Origin of the sequence: Acidisoma sp. L85, assembly GCF_009765865.1 — a bacterium.
In the GTDB taxonomy this organism is placed as follows: Bacteria; Pseudomonadota; Alphaproteobacteria; order Acetobacterales; family Acetobacteraceae; genus Acidisoma.
Genome location: NZ_LMUQ01000011.1, coordinates 14,187 through 36,348 on the forward strand (window position 1 = coordinate 14,187; position 22,162 = coordinate 36,348).

Annotated in this window: 16 protein-coding genes and 3 pseudogenes; 6 read left to right on the forward strand and 13 right to left on the reverse strand. The window is 59.7% G+C overall.

Annotated features, from left to right (window positions below; all coding sequences use genetic code 11):
- Positions 1 to 474: 474 nt before the first annotated feature.
- From GSQ83_RS01375 to GSQ83_RS01385, 3 genes are read right to left on the reverse strand one after another with little or no spacing between them, the layout of a single operon-like run.
- On the reverse strand, positions 475 to 1,305 hold the full coding sequence (locus GSQ83_RS01375) for a carbohydrate ABC transporter permease (RefSeq protein WP_158800926.1): 831 nt from the start codon (positions 1,303 to 1,305) through the stop codon (positions 475 to 477).
- Positions 1,305 to 2,198: a carbohydrate ABC transporter permease gene (locus GSQ83_RS01380; protein ID WP_216849866.1), complete on the reverse strand. Its 894-nt coding sequence runs from the start codon at positions 2,196 to 2,198 to the stop codon at positions 1,305 to 1,307. Before GSQ83_RS01380 ends, GSQ83_RS01375 begins: the two co-directional genes overlap by 1 nt.
- Before the next feature lie 43 nt (positions 2,199 to 2,241).
- On the reverse strand, positions 2,242 to 3,489 hold the full coding sequence (locus GSQ83_RS01385) for an extracellular solute-binding protein (protein WP_158800928.1): 1,248 nt from the start codon (positions 3,487 to 3,489) through the stop codon (positions 2,242 to 2,244).
- Positions 3,490 to 3,622: 133 nt separating this feature from the next.
- Between GSQ83_RS01385 and GSQ83_RS01390 the strand changes: the two genes are divergently transcribed.
- Both GSQ83_RS01390 and GSQ83_RS01395 read left to right on the forward strand, forming a co-directional pair.
- Positions 3,623 to 4,531 (forward strand): BadF/BadG/BcrA/BcrD ATPase family protein, encoded by a 909-nt coding sequence (locus tag GSQ83_RS01390; RefSeq protein ID WP_158800929.1) that lies wholly within the window; start codon positions 3,623 to 3,625, stop codon positions 4,529 to 4,531.
- A gap of 13 nt (positions 4,532 to 4,544) precedes the next feature.
- Complete coding sequence (locus GSQ83_RS01395) at positions 4,545 to 5,570, forward strand: SIS domain-containing protein (protein WP_158800930.1); 1,026 nt, start codon at positions 4,545 to 4,547, stop codon at positions 5,568 to 5,570.
- 37 nt (positions 5,571 to 5,607) lie between these two features.
- On the opposite strand, the gene GSQ83_RS01400 is transcribed toward GSQ83_RS01395, so the two are convergent.
- A complete protein-coding gene (locus tag GSQ83_RS01400) occupies positions 5,608 to 6,762 on the reverse strand; it encodes an ROK family transcriptional regulator (RefSeq protein ID WP_158800931.1) in 1,155 nt (384 codons plus the stop codon).
- A gap of 631 nt (positions 6,763 to 7,393) precedes the next feature.
- Here GSQ83_RS01400 and GSQ83_RS01405 point away from each other — a divergent pair.
- A pseudogene (locus GSQ83_RS01405) lies at positions 7,394 to 8,327 on the forward strand (IS630 family transposase).
- 297 nt (positions 8,328 to 8,624) lie between these two features.
- Here GSQ83_RS01405 and GSQ83_RS01410 read toward each other — a convergent pair.
- Positions 8,625 to 9,657 (reverse strand): annotated as a pseudogene (locus GSQ83_RS01410) (IS3 family transposase); the annotation flags it as partial.
- A 117-nt stretch (positions 9,658 to 9,774) separates the two neighbouring features.
- On the opposite strand from GSQ83_RS01410, the pseudogene GSQ83_RS01415 reads away from it, so the two are divergent.
- Positions 9,775 to 10,804, forward strand: a pseudogene (locus GSQ83_RS01415) (IS110 family transposase).
- Between the two features lie 23 nt (positions 10,805 to 10,827).
- Here the strand turns inward: GSQ83_RS01415 and GSQ83_RS01420 are convergent.
- The 6 genes from GSQ83_RS01420 to GSQ83_RS01445 form a co-directional block, all read right to left on the reverse strand.
- Positions 10,828 to 11,484 (reverse strand): hypothetical protein, encoded by a 657-nt coding sequence (locus GSQ83_RS01420; RefSeq protein WP_158800932.1) that lies wholly within the window; start codon positions 11,482 to 11,484, stop codon positions 10,828 to 10,830.
- Positions 11,485 to 11,763: 279 nt separating this feature from the next.
- A complete protein-coding gene (locus GSQ83_RS01425; protein ID WP_158800933.1) occupies positions 11,764 to 12,345 on the reverse strand; it encodes a TetR/AcrR family transcriptional regulator in 582 nt (193 codons plus the stop codon).
- 17 nt (positions 12,346 to 12,362) lie between these two features.
- On the reverse strand, positions 12,363 to 13,829 hold the full coding sequence (locus GSQ83_RS01430; protein ID WP_158800934.1) for an amidase family protein: 1,467 nt from the start codon (positions 13,827 to 13,829) through the stop codon (positions 12,363 to 12,365).
- A gap of 207 nt (positions 13,830 to 14,036) precedes the next feature.
- Complete coding sequence (locus GSQ83_RS01435) at positions 14,037 to 15,509, reverse strand: MATE family efflux transporter (protein WP_254065443.1); 1,473 nt, start codon at positions 15,507 to 15,509, stop codon at positions 14,037 to 14,039.
- Between the two features lie 333 nt (positions 15,510 to 15,842).
- The gene (locus GSQ83_RS01440; RefSeq protein ID WP_216849867.1) at positions 15,843 to 16,283 is read right to left on the reverse strand and encodes a GNAT family N-acetyltransferase; all 441 of its coding nucleotides are present in this window, start codon (positions 16,281 to 16,283) and stop codon (positions 15,843 to 15,845) included.
- 70 nt (positions 16,284 to 16,353) lie between these two features.
- The gene (locus GSQ83_RS01445) at positions 16,354 to 18,426 is read right to left on the reverse strand and encodes an ATP-dependent helicase (RefSeq protein WP_158800935.1); all 2,073 of its coding nucleotides are present in this window, start codon (positions 18,424 to 18,426) and stop codon (positions 16,354 to 16,356) included.
- 572 nt (positions 18,427 to 18,998) lie between these two features.
- On the opposite strand from GSQ83_RS01445, the gene GSQ83_RS31010 reads away from it, so the two are divergent.
- Positions 18,999 to 19,205: a TetR family transcriptional regulator gene (locus tag GSQ83_RS31010; protein ID WP_158800936.1), complete on the forward strand. Its 207-nt coding sequence runs from the start codon at positions 18,999 to 19,001 to the stop codon at positions 19,203 to 19,205.
- A gap of 106 nt (positions 19,206 to 19,311) precedes the next feature.
- On the opposite strand, the gene GSQ83_RS01455 is transcribed toward GSQ83_RS31010, so the two are convergent.
- Entirely contained in the window at positions 19,312 to 19,509 is a 198-nt protein-coding gene (locus GSQ83_RS01455; RefSeq protein ID WP_158800937.1) for a hypothetical protein, read from the reverse strand.
- Between the two features lie 108 nt (positions 19,510 to 19,617).
- Entirely contained in the window at positions 19,618 to 19,749 is a 132-nt protein-coding gene (locus GSQ83_RS31015) for an AraC family transcriptional regulator (protein ID WP_158800942.1), read from the reverse strand.
- An 846-nt stretch (positions 19,750 to 20,595) separates the two neighbouring features.
- Between GSQ83_RS31015 and GSQ83_RS01465 the strand changes: the two genes are divergently transcribed.
- On the forward strand, positions 20,596 to 21,066 hold the full coding sequence (locus GSQ83_RS01465) for a YHS domain-containing (seleno)protein (protein ID WP_158800938.1): 471 nt from the start codon (positions 20,596 to 20,598) through the stop codon (positions 21,064 to 21,066).
- Positions 21,067 to 22,162: the final 1,096 nt, after the last annotated feature.

Genomic DNA, 22,162 nt, shown 5'->3' on the forward strand with positions numbered 1-22,162 from the left:
TATTATCGTTTCGTCATAAAACGCTGGAAGGACTGTTATCGCGTGTCGACTCTTTCAGGCGACTTGTAGCGACCCGCTACACAGAAGCTCCACTCTCAGCTTAACGCAGGTGAGGTTCGGGGATAGGTCGACGCTTCCACCCCAGCAGGATGTATCGGCCGCGTAAGCTGGCGACTGAAGTGCTACTGCGAAAATAGCCGTCGCGAGCCAACGCATCGCGCCCTCCCATTTCGTTCTCGGAAGAGTAGCTACCCACGCCAAGTAGATCAACTCCTCCGGGAAATCCGCCGATGCTCTGAAGTTTTGAGGGTGTGCTGAACTCGCGCACCCCCACTCGCAGGTAAAAGAGCGGTCGCTTAGTGGGTAGACCCAATACGGCGAGGCTAGGGAAGCGTAATCGCCAGATCGTAGTGTTCGCCCATGCCCTCATCCGCGCGATGTGTGAAAACCAAGGCGCTCACAGATGGCGCAGGCCTATTTGGCGGCGCCTTGCGTGATACCGGCAATGAAATGCTTTGAGAGGACGACGTAGAGAAGCGTAATCGGCAAGGCGGCGAGTGTGAGGCCCGTAAATAGAACACCCCAGTTCGTGACAAACTCGCCCATGAAAACGGTCAGCCCTTGAGGAAGGGTCTTGAGGTTGTCAGATGAAATAAAGATCAGCGGGAAGAAAAAGTCGTTCCAGATGGGCACCGCATTCTGAATGGCCACGATCACCATCGCCGGCCGTGCCAAAGGCAGCATAATAGAAAGCATGATCCGCAGTTCACTCGCCCGATCCATGCGGGCGGCTTCCTCAAGCTCTTTCGGCAACGAGCGGAGAAAGCCCGTCATGATGAAAACGGCTGAAGGCAGCCCCATGGCGACATAGACGAGAACGAGGCCCGCCAGGTTGTCGACCAGATGGAGGCGGTCGAGTTCAATGAACAGAGGGATGATCGCGAGTTTCAGAGGCACAGTCATTCCGCTGATGAAAAACATCAGAAACAATCCGCTCGCCCGAAACTGGTACCGGGCGATGGCATAAGCCGCCATCGTGCCGAAAAGGAGTATCAGCAGGATCGACGCCACTGTGACGCTGAGGGAGTTGGCGAGATAGCGGACGAAATTCGTGTCAGTCCAAACAGTTGCGATATTGGTGAGCGCGAAGCTTCGCGGAAGTGAAAATGGCGATGAGAACAGCTCGACATTCGTCTTGAACGACGACGTAACCATGACGAGGAGCGGGTAGAGCATCACGAAGGCGTTGAACAGGAGCAGGATCTGAATCCCGCTATTCTTGATCCCCTCGTGCCGATTGGACATCAGACCTCGATCTCACGGCGACGTAGGTAGCGCAGCGCAACCGCGGTGGTTCCGGCGACGGCGATGAACATGAGGACAGCGAGCGCGCTTCCTTGCCCAAAGTTCTGGATGCCGCTCGTCTCGCTGCCAAATGCCGTACGGTAAAAATACAGGCCCAGAACATCCGTGGAGCCTCCAGGCGAGCCATCGACGCCTGACATGATGTAAGGAAGCTCGAACCAGTTGAAACTGCCGATGAAGGTGAGCACACAGACGATCGTCACACTCGGCGCCATTAACGGCCAGATGATTCGGGTCAGGAGCGAGAAATCTCCTGCACCGTCTAGCCGAGCGGCCTCCAGCAACTCCTTGCCCACGCGTTGCATCCCAGCGAGCAGGACAAGGGTGGGGAAGCCGATCCAACTCCATATATTGGCGAAGATGATGCTGCCCAGTGCCGTCGACTCATCCCCAAGCCAGGCCCGGCCGGAAATATGGACAAGTGCGAGGGCATTGTTGACGAGGCCGAAAAGCGGGTGAAGGAATAGCTTCCAAAGAAACCCGACAATGACCGCGGACAGCACCACCGGCAGGAAGATGATGACCTGGTGTATACGGTGGCCCGGAAGTGCTTTCAGTAAGGCGAAGGCGATCAGGAACGCGGTCCCGTTCTCGAACACCATCAAGGCGATAAAGACGATGATATTGTGCCACAAGGCACGATAGGTGTTGTCGCTGAAGGGATGCTCCAGAAGGACCTGCCGGAAATTAGCCAAGCCGACGAAGTGCGATGGTTTCAGGCCGTTAAATTCATAGAAGGCGTATCGAAAGGCTGAGAGGAGCGGAAAAAGCACGAACGCCGTCATCACGATGACCGCAGGCGCCAATAGCAGTCCAATCCACAACGAGCGCATTGAAACTCGGGGTAAGAACGGCCACCGGCCCCTACGCGTCATCTCATTTTCCCTGGAATGGCGTGTACCATTTTGCAACCCCGGCCGTCACGTCAGCACCAAGCTGCGCGGGGGTTATGCTGCCAGCCATCATCTTGGTGATGTTGGTCTGTAAAAGTTCGGACCCCGTCGGGCTCTGGAACCTGAAGTAGACGAGGTCGATTTGCGGCATGGCCGTGGCGTTCAACGCGGCCACTTTAGCCAGGAGAGGATCACTGATCGTCACGCCCTTGATGGGTGAGATATCCCCTAGCAGCGAAACCAACTTATCTCCGAAGGCGGGCGTGCCCATGTAATTCACCAATGTCAAAGCGGCAGCCTTTTGCGGCGACGCGGCGTTGACGGCATAGCCGCCGTCATAGAACTTGGTCACGTAACCCGGGTCGCCGGCTTTAGGCGCGGGGGGCGCTATAAAATCCATGTTGAGCTGTGGGTTCTGAGTCTTGAAGTCGGCAATGTCGAAGCTGCCATCCGCGAGCATGGCGGCGCGGCCACTTAAAAAGAGCTGTCCCGAGGTCTCGTCATCCACGCCCTCGTAGCCGTCCGGCATATAGGAACGCAGCTCGAGGAGCTTGCTGAGAGCCGCGATATAGCGGGGGTCCTTGAAGGTCGTCTTGCCGGTCGTCAGATCATGCACGAAGTCCGGCCCAAGAAACGGATTTGTGAAGACCGCCACGAACATCTCGTTGAACCAGCTGGTTCCCAGGCCATTGGCCAGGGGCGTGATCCGCTTTTCCTTAAGCGCCTTGCTCACTGTCAGCAACTCGTCCCAAGTCTTTGGCGGCTGCAAACCGGCCTTGGCGAAAACATCCTTGTTGATGAGGAGACCGAGGGTCTGGGAGGCGAATGGCATCGCATAGACCTGACCATCGGCGCGATAGCTGCCGGACAGCAGCGCGTCGGACGGAAGATTGCCGAGAGACGGCACCGTGGTCTTGTCGAGCTTGAGGAAGTAGCCGGCCTTGATGAATTGTTCGAGCCAGCCATAGGCATGGACATGGATGACATCGCCGCCTCGGCCGCCGGCAAGGGCGGTGGAGACGATGGTGGGATAGCTCTCGTCTGGAAAAGCCTCGAACTTCACCGTTATATCAGGGTGGAGTTTGGTGAAATCCTTGAATATCTCGGTATAAGCGGCCCTATCTTCCTGACGCCAGGTCCAGAACGAAATCGTGGTCGCTCGCGCCGCCCCTGCGGCGAAACCCCAGATCAGTGTTGCCCCTAGGATGGCCAATCCTGCAGTCTTTTTCATTGCCGCCTCCGAGATGTTCGAGACTTGAAGCACGATCAAATCATATCCCTTGCCAAGATTCCATAGAGTTCGTAAAGTTTCCTAACTTTCTAGCCGGCGGCAGCCGACAGCGGTCGCGAATAAGGATGACGGCGTGGATGCGAATATCATTACCGGCGTCGATATCGGCGGCACTAAAACACAGATCCGCGTGATCAAAGGCAGTGTGATCCTAGCCGATCAGATTATCGCGACGGATGAATGGCGCGTGCGCGATGCAAAGAGCGATGCCAAGACGCTGGTGGAGATTGTTAGGCGTGCCTGCCAGGGAAGAGCCCCTCAAGCGCTGGCCGTCGGCGCGCATGGTTGTGACACGGATGACCAGTGCCTCGCTGTCCAGGCCCATCTGAGTGCCGAGATCGCCTCCCTGGTCATGGTCGTAAACGATTCCGAACTCATGGTTCCAGCAGCTGGTTTCATAGAGGGCATTGGCGTCGTGGCCGGTACAGGCTCTATTGCGGTCGCCCGAACACCTGACGGACGTATGCTCACTGCGGGCGGCTGGGGCTGGATACTTGGTGACGAAGGCAGTGCGCCGGCTTTGGTGCGAGAAGCCGCGCGAGCGGTTCGGGGCGAGCTGGATCGCGGACGGGCTGATGATCCCCTTGTGAGAAGCCTGATGCAGAGCGTCGGCGCCGAAGATCCGACTATGCTCGGACGGCTGCTCGACGCCACACGTGGCTCCGTCGTCTGGGGCCGTTATGCTGCCTCGGTGTTTAGCGCCGCAGGCATGGGCTCTCAGCTCGCTCAACACGTGATCCGCGAGGGTGGTTCGGGACTCGCCAACCTTGTCGGCATTCTCATCGAAAGAGGCGCCAACGCCGCGCGCGTCGTTGCGGGCGGCGGAGTGATCGCCGAACAGCCTCTCCTGATGCAGGCATTCAAGGAGGCTATGAAGCAAGTCTCCCCTCATAGCGACGTCCTACTGCTGCGTGCGCCTCCTGTGGCAGGTGCTGTCGCGCTAGCGCAACGGCTTCTTGCGACCTCGATCCACTCAACATGAGATGAGCCATACCATGCAGCGCATAGGATATCGCGACGCTGTCGCCCGCCAGCCGGATTGCCTATCGACCGGCATCAAGGCCGTGCGCGAGACGCTCAAAGCGTTCGATCCAATCCCTTTCGCGAGCCGTTCAATTGGCTTCGCGGGAATTGGCGCGAGCTTTCAGGCGGCAATGATCGGAGCGACCTACGCCCGAAGCCTCGGCCTGCGCTCCTATGCCTATTGCCCGACCGACCTCTATGACGAACGCGCGGATGGTGCGGAGGCCTTTGTGGCTTTGTCGGCATCCGGCCAAAGCCGAGAGATCGCGGATGTTATGCGCATGCGACAACAGCTTCCCCGTATCGCCATATGCCGCGGAAGCGACAACCCCTTGGCCGCGATCACGGGCGCGGTTGTTGCGACGGAATCCGGCTCGGACAACGGCGCAAGCTCTACCGGATATACCGGGATGCTGATGGCGATCGGTATGCTTGTGGAGCGCATCGCGCTGGGCACCCCGTCAGCCGCGTGGGACGGTTTGCCTCAGGCGGTCGCAGACGTCGTGACATCGGCCGCGATCGAAGCCGAGCAAGCAGCCATCCTTATTTCCAAGCGCACAACGATTGATATTGTTGGCAGCGGCGCGGGCTTCGCGACCGCGGGTGAAGCCGCCATGCTAATTCGCGAGGCGGTACGTGTTCCCGCTGCGGGCTGGGACACGCTCAATTATCTGCACGGCCCAATGGAATCGCAGGATTCCACCACAGGCCTTATGGCCTTTGGCGAAGGACGGGAGGTTATGATCGCTTGTGACGTCGCGGGGTTTGGCTGTCCATCCGTGCTCATCACATGCCGCCCCGATGTGCCGACCGTCAGCAATCTCGTGACGATCAAAATGCCGTCCGTCGACCACGTGGTGATTGACGCCATTCTCAAGATCGTCATTGCTCAGATGATCGTCGGAGACATGCAGGATGCCGCGGGTCTGACGAACACGACCTTCCGCTATCGGCAAACCGATACCAAGCTGAAGCCCTGGTCTCCTACCGAAGTATAGTGTCTGCAAGGGGCGGGCCGGCATAATCCGGCAGCCGTCAGGGCAATGGTGGCAGAACCACCGCCGGATGGCGATCTTCCTTGAGGAGAAGACCCAGCCCATAATCCGCCGCCAGCTTCATGGCTCCAAGCACGGTGCCGTTTTCAGCGAGGGGGGTTATCGCGATCCGCGTTGGCCAGGTCAACTCTGTTGCCACGCGCGTGACTTCGTCAATGATCAGGGGATTCTGCCCAATGCCTCCGCCCAACACCACCAGACCCGGATCGAGCATGCCGATGCAACCCGCCACCAAACGTCCGATATCTGCCGCGTGGCTCGTCACGCAGGCGCGCGCGTAGAAGGACCCGCCCTCGGCAAGCCGAAAAAGTTCTTTTGCCGAGGTTGGCGGTGGCCCGGAGTCAGACGGCCAGTTTGCTGTGCACCGCGCCATAAAGGCGGCTGCACCAAGGAAATCCTCAAGCCCCTCACGGTATGGTTTGGTTGTCGGCGACCACGGGAAGGGCGTGCGGCCAATTTCGCCCGCCGCGCCGTTACCGCGAAAAAGACGACCGTTCGCTATGATGCCAAGACCGATCCGCACACCGATTTGGAGATAGGCGAACGTCTCTTCGCCACGCGCGGCCCCATAGGACATTTCGGCAATTGCCGCGCAGTTTACATTGTTTTCAAGTATTATCGGGGCTTGGACGCGCTGTCGCAATTCGCGAAGGGCAGCCTCGGGCCCGGCCTGCGAATCTAGTCCGAGTTGTCGCTGCGCCACAATACGCGGAACCGCCACAGCAATGCTTCGAAGTGGCCCATGTTCACCCGCCGCGATCGAAATCAAATGACGGGCTGCGGCCCAGATGATGGGTCCGATTTGGGAGGCAAGACCCCAGTTTTCCAGTTCGATTGGGCTTTCGATCGTCGCTATTTGAGTTCCATCCAGCGCGTGCGCGACGCCCCGGACCTGCGCCGCGCCTACATCAAGTCCGATGACGTAGCCTGCAGACGAGCCGAGGCCGTATGTTGTTGCGGTGCGTCCCATCGGCCCCTTTGCCATGCCGCGCGGCGCAACTAGACCGAGAGCGCTTAATTCCACGACAGCGGCTGACATGGTCGGCTTGGAGAGATTGAGCAAGGTGCCAAGCTGGGGCCGTGTTACCGGACCACCCAGTGCCAGTGCTCGTAAGACCGCGCGAGAGCTATCCATTAACGAGTCCGTGTCGTCCAAAGAACCCCCGTCGTGTAGCGAATCAGGAATCTTAGTTCAATTGAGCTGTACACATATACTCAGACCTTCTAAAAGCAAAGTCTTAGTCTCCGCTGCACGAGTGTTTGGCCGATACCAGTCCGTCTCTCCGAGGCGAATAGTTTCCTTGATCAGAAGCCTTAGATCATCGTAGCGGATTCGATGATTGTTGATTGCGGCACGTAAACAGTAAGCGCCACGAACAGTCGTGTCCGAAATAATCGCCGTGCCCTCTTCCTGTAGCCTCAGCATGATCTAAGTGTTGATCGCTTTAAGCTTGTCATTGCTCACACCCGCCGGTTGATAGCGGTAGCAGACGATGTTGATACTCGTCGGCGCGACAGGTTTCAACCGCGGTTCGGCGTCGATCAACTGTCACTAATCCAGCCTTTGGCTAATGAATCTGCCGCTTGCGTCCGCCCTCCGGTCAACACTCGAGAGGCACAGTTATCGCGTGTTGACAGCTACGGGCGTCAGCCCCGGCAAGCTGCCGGTTACTCTAGAGCAGGATGGTTTTGGCTTGAATCAAGGAAGGATTCCCACGGCGGGGGAAATCTGATTCAAACGACCGGCCGGATGGAGGTCGGCGGTGATGCCTAGACCCTACTCTATGGATTTGAGGGATCGCGCGGTGGCTCGCGCATGGCTGGTGAAACGACACGCTCGGTTGCGGCGGTTCTGGAGGTCAGCGTGGCGAGCGTTGTGAAATGGTCACAACGTTTTCATCGAACCGGCAGCGTTGCGCCTGGTCCGATGCACGGCCATCGGCCGCGTGTTTTGTTGCCTCATCGGGATTGGTTGATCGCGCGCACGGCGGCGATCAGCCGTTCACCCTGCGCGGCCTGCAAGCCGAGCTAGCCGAGCGTGGCGTGAGGGTCGATTACCGGACCGTGTGGGCCTTCGTGCATGCCGAGGGCCTCAGCTTCAAAAAAAGCGTGCTGCCAAGCGAGCAAGGCAGGCCTGATATCGCCCGCGAACGCGCCTTCTGGAAGAAGCATCAAGCTAGCATCGACCCGCGACGGCTCGTGTTCATCGACGAGACCTGGACCAACATGGCACCGCTACGAGGCTGGGGGCCGCGGGGTCAGAGGCTCGATGCGAAGGTGCCTTACGGGCATTGGAAAACAATGACCTTCGTGGCGGCACTCCGCTGCGACCGGACCCGCGCCCCCTGCGAGTTCGACGGCCCGATCAACGCGCATAGCTTCCTGGCTTATGTGAACCACCAACTCGTGCCGGTCTTGAAGCCCCGCGACATCGTCGTTCTCGACAACCTCGGCAGTCATAAAGGACCGGCAGTGCGAGCCGCGATCCGCGCCGCGGGGGCCAGGCTCGTGTTTTTGCCACCTTACAGGCCAGACTTGAACCCTATCGAACAGGTATTCGCCAAGCTCAAGCATCTGATGCGAAAAGCCGCTGAACGAACCGTTGACGCCACGTGGAAGCGTACCGGCAAACTCCTCGATAACTTCAAGCCAGACGAATGCGGCCGATACCTTCAAAACTCTGGGTATGCTTCAAGCTAAATGCATCACGCTCTAGCTTCACCCTGTCGCTAACGCCGCCGCCCCCAGAGCTAAGCGACTTGAAGGTTTTGTGATCCCGGCATCGCCCCCAGAGTGCCGCGCAGGTGGTTGCGGGTTTGAAATGTAACGGCCTCAACCAGTTCTACGATACGATGAGTCCCGACAGCGATCCTCTCTGGGTGCGAATAATGACCGTTGTAGCATTGTATTTTGCAGCGATCGCGGTTCTGGCGCTCGCCCTCGCAATCCTACGGGCCCGGAACGTGTCAACGAAAGTGAGACAGCCGGTTTTCGAGATTAAGCTTGAACGGCGAGCTTTTGGTTCGGCGGATTAATCCAGACGGCGGTCGGTTTTCTCGGCGATTGGGGCGGCTTGTTGACGAAGCGGTTGGGATTGGCGTGGAAGGCCTGGTCGAGGATTTTCTGACGGGCGGTGTGTATTTCGTCTGCCTTCCCATAATGGACCTGATCAGGCGTCATGATGCCGATGCCGAGATGATGGTGGTCCTTATTATACCAGTCAAAGAAGGCGCGGCAGAAAGTTTTGGCGTCCTGGATGCAGCCGAACCGTTTGGGGAACTGGGGTTGATACTTGAGGGTCTTGAAGCAGCTTTCCGAGAAGGGATTGTCGTTGGAGGTGTGAGGCCGGCTGTGAGATTTGGTAACGCCCAGATCGGCGAGCAGCAGGGCAGTCGTTTTGGCCTTCATAGATGGACCGCGATCGGCATGCAGGGTGAGTTGGCCGGGCGCAACGTCATACTTGGCGGCGGCATCCTCGAACAGTGGCTTGAAGAGAGAGGCGCTCTCAGTGTCGGCGACGCACCAGCCGACAACCCTCCGGCTGAAGATGTCGACAATCACATAGAGATAGAAATAGGTCCATTTAGCAGGGCCCATCAGCTTGCTAATATCCCAGGACCACACTTGGTTTGGGCCTTCGGCGATGAGTTCAGGCTTGGCGTAAACGGGATGGCGCAGCAGACGGCGGCGCTCCTTCACGTCGCCATGTCGGTGGAGGATCCGGTACATGGTGCGGATCGAGCAGTGATAGAGGCCCTCGTCGAGCAGGCTGGCGTAGATCTCGGCCGGGGCCTGATCGACGAACCGCGGCTCACGCAGCAGGTCGATGATGCCTTGGCGTTCATCCGCTTCCAGCGCCCGGGCAGGCTTGGGTCGGGGACGAGCTGCCGCTGGCGGCTGTGTCTACCTTGGCCCGGCGGCGGTGGAAGCTAGCGCGGGATAGCCCCAGCGCTGCGCAGACGGCGGCGATCACCCCTCGCTCAGGCGCCAGAGCGGCTACGGCATCCATCAGGACTCCTCGTCGCTGACGATCGGCAGACCCAGAAGCGAAGCCACTTTTATGGGATGGCCCGCCCCTTATCTCTCCAATACCGCGAAGTTGGAGCGCTAAGCTGGCAAGGCAACCGGAGAAACAGGAGCGGGGCTGATGGAGATCGCAGTATTAGGTATCGACCTGGGCAAGAACAGCTGCAGTGTCGTGGGGCTGGATACAACGGGCCGTGTTGTCCTGAAGCGTCGCCTCCATCGCGATGGCGTCGTCAAGCTTGCTGGGGGCCTACCTAGCTGCGTGATGGCGATGGAGGCCTGCTGTGGTGCGCACCATCTTGGCCGGATACTGCGCGATCACGGACACGATGTTCGGCTGATGTCGCCGGAATATGTCCGGCCCTACGTAAAGGCCCAGAAGAATGATGACCGGGATGCCGAGGCAATCGCCGAAGCGGCAACGCGGCCGACCATGCAGTTCGTGGAGCTGAAGAGTGAGACACAGCTCGACATGCAGAGCCTGCACCGTGCCCGCGACCGGCTGATCGGCGAGAGGACGGCCCTGATCAACCAGCTGCGCGCCATCCTGCTGGAGCGTGGCATCATCATGCCACAAGGACGGCGAAAGCTGGAACTACACCTCGATACGCGGCTTGCTGGAGAAACCGTTGCATTGAGCACAAGGACCCGCCTGCTGGTTGACGACCTGCGCCTCGAGTGGCGCGAACTGGACCGCCGAATCGAGGTCTTTGACGCCGAGTTCGCAGCGCAGGCGCGCACCGACGAGACCGCCCGATTGTTGACCACGATCCCAGGTATTGGCCCCTTGAACGCAACGGCGCTGGCGGCCGCAATCGGCAACGCCCAGAACTTTCCAACGTGGACGCGACCTGGCAGCCTGGCTGGGGCTGGTGCCGAAGCAGATGACAACCGGCGGCAAGCCAAAGCTGTTGGGCATCAACAAGCGAGGCAACGGATACTTGCGCAAGATGCTGATCCACGGGGCGCGAGCGGCCTTGCCGCCACTGTCCACGGGTGAGACGCCGATGGGCGACTGGTTGCGCGGTCTGCTCGCACGAGCGCATGTGAACACCGTGGTGGTCGCGCTGGCCGCCAAGCTGGCAAGGATCATCTGCGCAGTGCTGCGTAGCGGGCGGAAGTTCGAGCTTACGACTGCAACGGTATCATAACCAATAGAATTGGCCAGCCGCGCTCATCCGGCGCGGACGGCTGATGGGGTCTGCGGGTGGTAAATGCGAGATGGCCTGACAGTCGATCGGCGTTCTGGAAACCTGGCCAAAAAAATGGCATTCGTCGCCGCCACTTTTATGAGGACCAGGACGTGCGGATCTCCATCTTGGCCGGGACTTGTCCCAAGGCCGGATACGTTGGCGTAGACTGACCAGATCGGATCGCAGAAATCGCTTGCAGACGGGGCGGGCCATACGTTTTTTGGATGTCGATGACCTGCCTCGGCACGACGGAGCTGGAGCGTGAGACGCTTATTGTCGCGCACCAATTGGGCGTGTTCAACCACCACGGGATCGATCGGCGCGCATCTGGGGCCGCGCTTGACGGCCTTCAAGGCTTCATAGGCGCCAGCGTCACGTTGGCGGCGCCAGTCGGTCAGCGCCGACGAATAAAGCCCCTCGCGTCTCAAAATCCCGCCGGCGCCCCCCGGCCCCACGCGGTCGATCTCACGGAGAATTCTGAGCTTGTCGGCAGCTGTGAACGTGCGCCGACGCGGACGGTCCTCAAGTTCGGGCGACGCTGCCGATGGCGCTGAAACCAGCGTCGGCCTAGGGCCATCCTCGTTTTCAGCGCCATCGGCAGCAAAGGGCTTTTCGGATGTCGTGCGGGGCATGACCATGTCGATGTTTCACCTGCGCCCTCAAGGCTAAACTTCCCGGACGTCAATGTCTCATCGTCATTGGCACGGAGGGCCGCCCATCGCGCCGGCCGCTTGTGTTATGACTGCATTGCCGTTGTAGCCGCCGAAACCAGACGATCGGTGTTGTTGAAGTTGTAAATGCCTTCTTGACCTCCTGCATGGCGACTGAAAGAGCTTTAGGCATCACTGACAGTTCGCGAAACAGGATGGAATTGCTCGCGCCGCCGACCAGCGTGCCGTTCCCAACTCCCGACGCAATCACGCAGGTGGCGTCCTTGCTAGCAGCAGTGCCGCCTCGACGCCGCCTTCCAACATCCGTTCTGCGTTGGTGGCGCCCGTCACGGCGCGCGCTAACTGGAGGGTGCCAACCATGAGGGCGAAGATTGCGGTCGCGCGGCGACCGGCTACAGCGGAGTCGGCGTCTGGGAGCTGTGCTGCCAAAACAGAAATGTAGCTTTGTAACCCCTCCTCGTAGGCCTGCCGGGTTGGCGATGGCTGTCGAGCGATTTCCGGCAGCAAAGCCGCCGAAGGACATCCGCATGCTGGATTTCTGAGATGCTCACGACTCAGGTAGTTTCGGATTACGCCCTCAAGTTCGTGGCAGCCCCGCAGGCTTTCTTCAAGCCGATGTTGATGATCTCCGAGCGCGCTCGCAAGCGTCTCGCGAACAAGCTCTTCTTTGGACGCAAAGTGGGGGTAGAATGCGCCATTGGTCAGGCCTGCTTCGGCCATGATTCCGGCGATCCCCGCAGCCGATATCCCTTCATGTCGGAACCGTTTCGAGGCCACCTCGAGAATGTGCTGTCGCGTTGCCGCTTTGTGTCCCTTCTCGAAACGCATAGTCTATTCTCCACCATTCAATTCAGCCGGGCAGCCAAGACGCTTTCGATCCGGCGTGCAAGATTCAGGAGCGCCCGGTCACTGCCCACTGGCGCATCCAGCTCAAGGCCAATTGGGAGACCGCCCCGCGACAGGCCCACGGGAAGGCTGATGCCTGGCAGACCCAGAAAGCTCGCCACCACGGTGTGGTTCGCCAGCACCAGGTCGCTCACCGCGAGGCCGGCGATCGAAAAATTTGCCTGCTGATCGACCAGGGGAGCCGTGCAGGGCGTGGTCGGTTGCAAAATCGCCTGCACCCCGTGTTCGAGAAAAGCCGTGTCGAGACGACGCTGGATTTCCGGCCGGCTCACAGTCAGTGCGGCCTGATAGGTTTCGACCGAGGTCGCGCCACCGCCGTCCGGCATCACCATATAGCGCCACGCGCCCTGAAGTTCGGGCTTCAGACTATCGACGACCGCCTCGAAAGTGGTAGGAATATCATGTTGCCGAAGGAACTCAGACACAGCGCCCATCGTCTCATGGAAAAAGACGCTCCACGTGGCTGTTTGCGAAAGGGCGCCGAAATCATCGCCCAAGTCCACCTCGACTACCTCAGCGCCAGCACCCCGTAGCCTCTCCACCACTTCACGGAAGCGTGCATCGACATCCGGCTCGACAAGATCGAGAAATTGCCGCGGCGCATAAGCCAGCCGAACATCCTTGACTCCAGCTGCAGCCGCGGAGAGTCCCGAAGACCGCTCGCCGGTGACGACCTGGTCTATAAGAGCGCAATCCTCGACGTTGCGGGCGATCACGCCCGTCGTATCGAGTGTATGCGAGATCGGCGCCACGCCGGCTGTGGGCCACCGCCTGGTCGTCGGCTTGAAACCGACCACGCCGCACAGTGATGCGGGCACGCGGATCGATCCGATCGTGTCGCCGCCCAAAGACGCGGGCACGATGCCGGCGGCTACGGATGCGGCAGAGCCACTGGACGAACCGCCCGATATGCGACCAGGTGAGACCGGATTCTTCACCTGACCATAGCGGTCATTATGGCCGGTAAGCCCGAAAGACATCTCGACGAGGTTATTCTTACCGAACACCAGAGCACCCGCACCTTTGATCGCGCGAACAGCGTCCGCATCTTCGCGCGGGACGAAAAAGGCCAGCGATTCCAGGCCGAGGCTGGTGGGAATGCCTTTCGTCAAATAGCTATCCTTGATCCCGATCGGTACGCCCAAGAGCGGGGACGACGACCCGGCCGCCCTCGCCTCGTCCGCTTCGCGCGCCGCGTTGAGGACTGCGGTCTCGTCGATAGTGATGAAGGCGTTAAGATTGGCCTGCAACCGCGCGTTTCGCAACAGGGCGGTGGCGTAAACCTCAGAGGTGATTTCGCCGCTTCGGATCGCTTGGGCGGCTGCCGCGACCCCGAGTGAGGTAACGTCCGGTTCCTTGGGCGGTGCAGTGCGGCTGGAGATCGTAGTTGTTGCCGTGTTGGTCATAATTCCTCGCAAAAGTTGCAACCAGTCATTTCAGGGTCGCTGTGGGTCGCTAGCGGGCTTCTTCGGGCGCAAAGGAAAACGAGTTCGCATGACGACGGATACGTCCGGCATGCGGTGCGCCAAAATGCGCAGGAAACATCAGGTTTCATATGTTCTTCTCAACCTGCCGGGTGGCACTGAAAGCGCGACGTCGCTGAAACTAGGCGGTCAAGACGACCGCGCCTTCGCGCCGGCGTTGTTAGCAGCGGTACGCCACAATGCACCGGACAGCGCTGCGGCCGCGCATATGGTGGCTGCGGTGATCAAAGCGACCGCGACGAGTACAAAAAGTCCTGCTGCGGGAAAGCCGAATATAGCGACGGCGAGCCATCCTCCCCCGGCCGCGATCACTAGCCGGATCGCTCCAGCGAGGAATATCCAACCCATACGGCCGCTGCCCTGCGCCGCGAAACCAAGCGCGAAAGTGATGCCATTGGCGGCGTAGAGAGGCGCGACGATCCGAAAATACAGCGATCCCGTCTCCAGGACAGCGCCGTCATGGGTAAACAGGCCGATCCAAAGCCAGGGAAAGATCGCGACCAAGAGGCCTACCGTCTCTGTGAAAGTCACGCTGACGACGGTCCCGAACCATGCGATTCTCTTCGCCCGCGCGATGTTGCCGGCGCCGATATTGGTGCCCACCATGGTCAGCACGGCCGTTCCCAGGCCGAACAGTATGGGAATGAGCACGTAGTCGAGCCGCGATGCCGTGCCGTAGCCACCGATCGCAGCGACACCGAACCGGCCAACGGCCGCCGTGACGAGCAGCACCATCAGATTCAATTGGATCGTGTTCAGGGCGGCAAGAAGACCGACCTTAAGAATGTCGCGGAACAACGACCAGCGCAGTCGATCGAGCAACAGGCGTAGGCCCGATCGCCCGATCGCCATGTATCGCACCATCACGGCTGCGGCCGCACAGTAGTAGAGCGTGACGGCAATGCCGGCGCCAGCGACTCCGAAGCCTGGAAACGGCCCGACGCCGAAGATGAGTGCCGGCGAGAGGGGCACGAGCACCGCAGCGCCGATAAATGTCACCAATGCCGGAACCCGCACGTTGCCGATACCTCGGAGTGCGGCGGACAGAAGATTGACGACCCAGATCGGCACTGCCGAGAGGAAGATGAAGTCCGAGTACACCAGTGCCGAGTGTAGAGCCTCGCCAGTTCCGCCTAACGCCCGGTAGAGAGGGCTGCCAAATCCGATGGCGAGGACCGAAAACAGCATGCCGAAGACTACGGCGATCACGAGCGTATGCAGGACAAGGGCGTTCGCGTCCTCATGTCTGCCGGCGCCCGCGGCCCGTGCCACGGCGGAGGCCACCCCGCCGCCGATCCCTCCGGCGGCCATCATCGTCATCAGCATCCAGACGGGAAATACCAGCGCGACGCCGACCAGCGCATGGGTGCCGAGACGCGATACGTAAAAGGTCTCTGCGACATTCACGAGAGTCTGTGCGACGAGAACGCCGATTGTCGGCAGCGCAAGCCGCATCATTATCTTGAAGATTGGGCCGTGTAGCATGGCCTCGCGCACCTGAAGTTTGGCCGCGCCATGCATATTCTTGGCGGTCCCACGTGTGGCTTTCGCATCAACGGACGCGTCGGCACTATTCGGCGCTGATTTGGCGCCTTCATTCATTCCGATACTCATTGGATGCGCTTAAGCCTCAAGCGTGTTTCAGCTTCGAGGAAGAAACCGAACGCATTCGCTCTCCTCCTTGGCAACGACCCGACATTTCGGGATCGAAGTGAACGCCTTTGCATTATGGTCATAATGCACGATTACGACCATAATGCAAATTCGGTCATTCCTTCCAGCAATGCAATAAAAGCATGGGCCAGTCAGCCCCGTCGGCTTTCAGCCGACCTGGCCCCTTCGTGCTGCCGCCGAGTGCCGAGGATTATCCGGCGTGATAGTTCCGAGCAGTTGGAGTTCGTCGAGACAGTCCGCAGCCCAGATAAATCCGGACCATCAACCGGCCGCGACGCCCCGGTCCAATATCATCCAATTACTATTTGCCTCGCCCGGCCGGAATCCGTAGCGAGCATATAGTCCATGTGCATCCGCGGTTGTGAGCGTCCAGAGCGAGACAGTCGCGAGTTCGGGATGTGCCAGGATTGTTTCCACCAGTGCCTTGCCGAGACCAAGCCCGCGCGAGGCCGGCTGGATAACGACATCGCCGAGATGAGCGCGAAAGGCGTAGTCGGTTAGCAGCCGGGCACAGCCGACCTGCGTCCCGTCGATACTGTAGATGCCGAAGCACAGGCAATTGGCCCAGCTGCGCTCGGTCAGGGCGCGCGACCTGCCGATAGCCCAATAGGCGTCGGCCAACGCGCCATGGACGAATTCCATGTCGAGACGCTCGCGGTCGTCGCTAATAACATAGCCGTTCGACAGACTGACCGCGTGCACCTGCGGCTTCACCAAGGTTGAAATGGAGCCAGCTTTTGGACAGGAAGCCCGGCCACGACGTTAACCCGTCTCACCGCCACATGCCGCGCATACGCGCGCCGACGTCGATCCGGACCTGGCTGATCGCCGCTTGTCTTGCCACCTCGGTCGCAAGAATTGGCCAGGTGACGCTCTCGAACAGCGGCAGCAGATTGCCCGGGATGAACCGCGTGCGGGAGGCGTAGACATGGCGGTCGCCCATCGAAGCTTGGCCATGGGTGAAAAAACGGCGCGGTGTGACGAGATTCAGCGTGTCCTTGGCCCGCGTCATGGCGACGTAGAGCAGCCGCCGCTCCTCCTCGATCTCCGCCGTCGTTCCGGTTCCGAGGTCCGACGGTATGCAGCCATCCACCACGTTGAGCACGAAGACCGACTTCCATTCCTGTCCTTTTGCCGAATGGATGGTCGAGAGGCTCAGGTAATCCTCGTCCAACAGCGGTACACCGGCCTGATCGCTGGTGGCGTCCGGTGGATCGAGCGTGAGGTCAGTTAGAAAGCGCGTGCGGGACGCATAGCCGGCCGCGATCTGCTCGAGCTGCAGCAGATCGGTCTGCCGAATAGCGGGTTCTTCGTGCATCCGCTCGAGATGGGGCGTGTACCAGAGCCGCGCGTAGCCAATTTCCGCCGGCCAGCCCGCCTTACCCGACCGGAGTTGCAAAACAGTGGTCACGAGGTCCGTCCACCCCTTACCCGCTCGGGGCGGGGCGGTGATCTCCGCCAGCGCGCCAATTGGATCAACCTGATCCGCCATCGCCTCCAGCACACGTTGCGCTGATGTTGGGCCGATGCCGGGCAGCAGCTGCAGGACACGGAAACCGGCCACTTGGTCTCGCGGGTTCTCCACGAAACGTAGCAGCGCCAACAGATCCTTGACGTGCGCCGTGTCGAGGAATTTGAGGCCACCAAATTTGACAAAGGGGATGTTGCGACGGGTCAGCTCGATTTCGAGAGGTCCGCTGTGACTTGATGTGCGGAACAACACGGCCTGGTGTTTCAGCTCTGTGCCCCCTTCCCTGTTCTCCAGCACGCGGTCGACCACGTAGCGAGCCTGATCAGCCTCGTCGCGGACGCTGACGAGTTCCGGCAATTCACCCGATTGTCTCTCGGTCCAAAGGTTTTTAGTGAATCGCTCCGCGGCAAGGCCAATTACACCATTGGCGGCCGCGAGAATGGGCTGTGTCGAGCGGTAGTTTCGATCCAAGGTGATGATGGTGGCGGCCGGGCTGAACTGGCTGGGGAAATCGAGAATGTTGCGAACTGTCGCCGCGCGGAACGCATAGATGGATTGAGCGTCGTCCCCCACAACGGTCAGGCCCGCGCCCTCGGGCTTCAAAGCCATGAGGATGCTGGATTGGAGGCGATTGGTATCCTGGTATTCGTCCACGAGCACGTGATCGAAGCGCGCGCCGATATGGGATGCCAAGGCGGGCTCGCCGGCCATCTGCGCCCAATAAAGCAGTAGGTCGTCGTAATCGAGCACGCCTTGCGCCTGCTTGGCCTCAACGTAGCTCGCGAACAGCTCCCGCAGCTGCGTCTCCCAGGCGGCGCACCAGGGGAAGTGTCCCTTCAACACGGTCTCCAGCGGCGTCTCAGCGTTGACGGCTCGGGAGTAGATCGCCAAGCAAGTACCCTTGGTGGGAAATCGACTTTCCGTCTGGGAAAACCCGAGCCGATGACGAAACAGGTTCATCAGGTCGGATGAATCCTGCCGGTCATGGATCGTGAAATTGGGTTGCAGCCCAATCTGCTCAGCGTACTCCCGTAGTAATCTGGCGCCGATCGCGTGGAAGGTCCCGGCCCAGGAGAGTGCGTCCGACATAATGCCTGCTTTGGAGCCGAGAACCTTCAAACAGATGCTCTCGACACGCCGGCTCATCTCAGACGCGGCGCGGCGGGAAAAGGTCATCAGCAGAATGCGGCGGGGATCCACGCCGCTGACGATCAGATTGGCGACCCGATGGGCCAGGGTATTCGTCTTGCCCGATCCCGCTCCGGCGATGACGAGGAGCGGCCCTGCCAGGTCGCCAGCGTTCTCGCCGCCGATACCATGATCTACGGCCCGACGCTGCTCGGTATTTAATTTGGCGAGATGGTCGAGAGGCATCTATGCGCACCGGCGGTCAAAGGGACCGCAATCAACCATGTTTCTCGTTTTGTTCACAAGGGCGCTGTTGGGGCGGTCCATTCCGGCGTGCCGATGCATGCTTCAATTGACGCTGCTCGCTTGCTGGCAAACGAAAACGGCAAGATGAACGAAGCGCTCCCGCCAATCCTTCAGGAGCGTGCACTCCTAATCTCTTGACCGCGGCCTGCCGCCCGCGTCAGTCTTCTGGACTGTCTCCCAAGAGGTGAAATCGGGAGCTGCGTGGCAATGGAAGACAACAAGCCGATTGCGCTGAACGTCCTAGGGGAACTTTCATCGACCGCGATTCGTCCGTCGGCTCCCGCTACTTCGTGCCGGGTAACGTCCGGCATAATCCAACCATTTCCGATGGCCCCGGGACGATCGCGGCGATGATTGCGGGCTTCCCCGCCAATTTCCAATATGAACCAGGCATGGCTGTGGCGGACGGCGACCTGGTAATGGTGCAGGGCCGCTACACGGGGTGGGGTCCAAAGCCGATGATCGCCGCATCTTCCGGATAGCAACGGGCAAGTCGTGAGCACTGGGACGTGATGCATAAGCAGTTTGCAGCATCACGCGCTCGACGCCGCGACGCGCCTACTCTGGGAGCATGCTGCGAGAGGACCTCCTTCGCCGAACTCGGCTCGGCCATGCGCATTGGACACGCGACGTTCTACAGCAAGTTCAAGAGCAAAGAGGAGCTTTGCCGCGAAGCGGCCAGACATTACATCGCGGAATATGCGGGCTTCTTTTTCTGACGCCTTGAAAAGTGGCAACGACTCTAGGTCTGCGTTCCAATCTGTAATGGAAGCGAGTGCCTACGCATTTACGCGTGAAGGCCTCCCCAGAGGATGCATGGTCTCACTAGGCGGCACCCACCGCCCGCCGGGACTGGCCTCGGTGTGCGACGATATGGGTGATCTCCGGAGCTTTGGCGAAGCATCCTTGTTCGAGCGGCCGCGCCAGGGCATTGGCGACGGCGACATGTCGCCAGCTGCCGACGTGGAAGGACCGGCCTCGTTCCTGGAGGCCACCCTTCATGGGATGGCAGTGAAAGCCCATGACAGGGTTTCCCTTGAGCGCCTCCTGACGATCGGACGTATTGCAATGAAGGCCTGGCCCATCTCGGGAGAAGACCGAGCGAGAGACTAACCAACGAACCGGTGTAACCTAATCAAGGAGCCGCCGGTATTGGGACGGCGTAAGCCCAGTGGCTTGCCCGAAAGCCGTTGTCAAGTGGCTGACATAGGGAAATCCGCAGACTTGGCCGATTTCCTTCGAGGAACGTGACCCCTCCGACAGTAGTTACTGCGCATACTTGATACCCCGGGACCTGATGTAGTTTATCGGATATGTTCCCACACTTCTGCGGAATTCCCGAAATAGATGACGCTCGCTGCGACCGGCGACCTCCGCAATGCTGGCGAGGCTCACTTGCTCTGACAAATGTTCCCGCATGTAGCTTTGATTGACTTCAGCTGATTTGTCGTCGGCCCCCGTAGTGAAAAGGGACACCTATGTCGTCAATACCGGGCGCGGTAATTCGTCGATCGTGGGGCTGTCGTCCGCACACTTGAGTCGAGGTAATTGGCCGGATATTCGGGCGATGTGTGGTTTCCACAACCTGCGCCGGCTGACGATCCGGCAACGGACGCAGCAGGGTGCCTTACCGTCGAGATAGAGCTGTCCGTGCCATGCAACGACAACATCTTCGCGATTGGAGACCTGGTGGCTTCGAATGCCTGGAACGGAAAGCCAGGCATTGCTCAACAGCTTGCCGTTGGAGTTTGGTGTCCGAGCGCATAGGTCTCCCTGACGAAATCGGCAATCACACCATTGACGGCAAGCTTTCGACCCCGCTCGTCCATCCGGCCCTCGGCACCGAGCACCCTACCTAGCCCATTCTGAGGCGGTTGCCGCCTCAGCCGGGACTGCACCGCGTCGCAGGATTTCGCAAAATTTCGGCGGCCGATCGGGAAGCTTTCGTTACGTAGCGACGGGACCGAACTATGACCTAACGTCTGACGCTTCGACCTCGCCGCCGCTCTCGGTTCGGGGAACACGGCTCTCCACACGGGGAGCTGCTGTTACACGGCTCCGTCGGCGACTGCGGAGATGCTCCATCAGGATGTTCAAAGGGAGTTAAAAATGCGTACGACCAGTAAGGCGCTGACTTTGCTGACAATGGCTATCCTCGCGTTTCCAGCTTTCGCTGACACAGCTCCACAAATGAGCGGGATGCCAAGATTGGCCATTGGCGGCTACGATACTGTTGCTTATTTTTCTGCTGGACGGGCCGTCCCAGGTACTCTTGAATATCAAACTATTTGGCATGGTGCGCGTTGGCAATTTGCCAGCAAAGAGGATCTCGATCTCTTCACATCCAATCCTGAAAAATATGCAGCCCAATATGACGGACAATGTGCAATGGGTGTTGCCGTTGGGAATGGCCACAAAGCTACTGTCGATCCTGAGGCTTTCACGATCGTCGGCGGCAAGCTGTATATCAATCATACGAAATACTGGACGACCGTATGGCGCAAGAACGAAGCCGAAAATATAAGTCGAGCAGACAAGAATTGGTCAATGGTCAAAGATACTCCTGAGCCAACAGAGTAAGTTTGAAAAGAGAGGTCTTTTAGAAGGCGGCCTTTTCGGCTCTGGTGCAAAAGTGGCGCTCCTTGATCGGCTCTTCTGACGGCTGAACTGATGGAGCGCTATTCGATTACTGGGCCGAAGGGCGTACGCTAGTATCTGCGGTTCAAGCCAAGCCTGCGCGACTTGGCGGAGATAAATAGGAGCGCGGTCTTCCCCTGACTCACACGACCGTGATGCGCTAGGTGCAGCGTTACGTGCCCGAGTTCGAGAAGTGGCGGAGACGGTTCGGCTCGTCGGTGGGTCCAGCTTGACGGGTCGACGAGATCGACGTCAAAATCGAGCCAGCTACGCCGAAGGGCACGTTGATGGAGACGGCCCAGCGCCACGGGCGTAGGTAGTCAGCGCCCGCTTAAAACAGGGCCCATCACGGGTCAGTTGCTGCAAGGCAAAGTCATATAGGTCATTACGGTGGCCAGTTGCTCCCACGGGAAGCTGCGAAGCAGGGTGAGCCGCTCGGCCGACGTCATCATCGCGCCGCCCCGCCGAACCCTCCGCGGCACTCAGGCCGCGAACAGCATCGGCAAGCGAATGCCAACCCGCAGAGCACGCGGCCGGCCGTAGCGACGCGCAGAGCCGGGGGGGTCACTCGCCGAGCGCTGAACCGATCAGCGAACCATCCGCTCACCGGAATAAGACGGCCAGCACGACCACATTGCTCGTGACCGTGAAGCTCATGCGCAGCAGTGCCGCGTGGAGGCTCTTCGACATAACCGGATGGCGGCGATGGTCATCTTGGTGTCGAGTTGCTCCATGGTGAGACCAACCGCAACAATCAACCCAATGGGCAGGTGCAGTCTAGCATAAGTCGACCGCGAAGGTCGACGCACTCGGCTCTGAAGCAGGCTCCATGACTTGACGGCGCAGCGCCCCGAAGTGCGGTCAACAAGCCCGCTGCATCATCGGATTGAAGCCGACCGATTTTTGGCTTTCGTACGCGCGATCCAACTGCGCACATAAATGCGGCTCTGACTCACTTTTGATGGAATTGGGGTGCTTTCTGGCCTCGGATCAGCGAGGGAGTTCGCCACTGTGCCCCAGACTTTTCGCGCCTCTGCTC

Coding starts and splice junctions, on each gene's coding strand:
- GSQ83_RS01375 (WP_158800926.1), bottom strand. CDS start 1,305: ATGTCCAATCGGCACGAGGGGATCAAGAATAGCGGGATTCAGATCCTG.
- GSQ83_RS01380 (WP_216849866.1), bottom strand. CDS start 2,198: ATGCGCTCGTTGTGGATTGGACTGCTATTGGCGCCTGCGGTCATCGTG.
- GSQ83_RS01385 (WP_158800928.1), bottom strand. CDS start 3,489: ATGAAAAAGACTGCAGGATTGGCCATCCTAGGGGCAACACTGATCTGG.
- GSQ83_RS01395 (WP_158800930.1), top strand. CDS start 4,545: ATGCAGCGCATAGGATATCGCGACGCTGTCGCCCGCCAGCCGGATTGC.
- GSQ83_RS01400 (WP_158800931.1), bottom strand. CDS start 6,762: ATGGATAGCTCTCGCGCGGTCTTACGAGCACTGGCACTGGGTGGTCCG.
- GSQ83_RS01420 (WP_158800932.1), bottom strand. CDS start 11,484: ATGGTCATGCCCCGCACGACATCCGAAAAGCCCTTTGCTGCCGATGGC.
- GSQ83_RS01425 (WP_158800933.1), bottom strand. CDS start 12,345: ATGCGTTTCGAGAAGGGACACAAAGCGGCAACGCGACAGCACATTCTC.
- GSQ83_RS01430 (WP_158800934.1), bottom strand. CDS start 13,829: ATGACCAACACGGCAACAACTACGATCTCCAGCCGCACTGCACCGCCC.
- GSQ83_RS01435 (WP_254065443.1), bottom strand. CDS start 15,509: ATGAATGAAGGCGCCAAATCAGCGCCGAATAGTGCCGACGCGTCCGTT.
- GSQ83_RS01445 (WP_158800935.1), bottom strand. CDS start 18,426: ATGCCTCTCGACCATCTCGCCAAATTAAATACCGAGCAGCGTCGGGCC.
- GSQ83_RS31010 (WP_158800936.1), top strand. CDS start 18,999: ATGCATAAGCAGTTTGCAGCATCACGCGCTCGACGCCGCGACGCGCCT.
- GSQ83_RS01455 (WP_158800937.1), bottom strand. CDS start 19,509: ATGGGCTTTCACTGCCATCCCATGAAGGGTGGCCTCCAGGAACGAGGC.
- GSQ83_RS01465 (WP_158800938.1), top strand. CDS start 20,596: ATGCGTACGACCAGTAAGGCGCTGACTTTGCTGACAATGGCTATCCTC.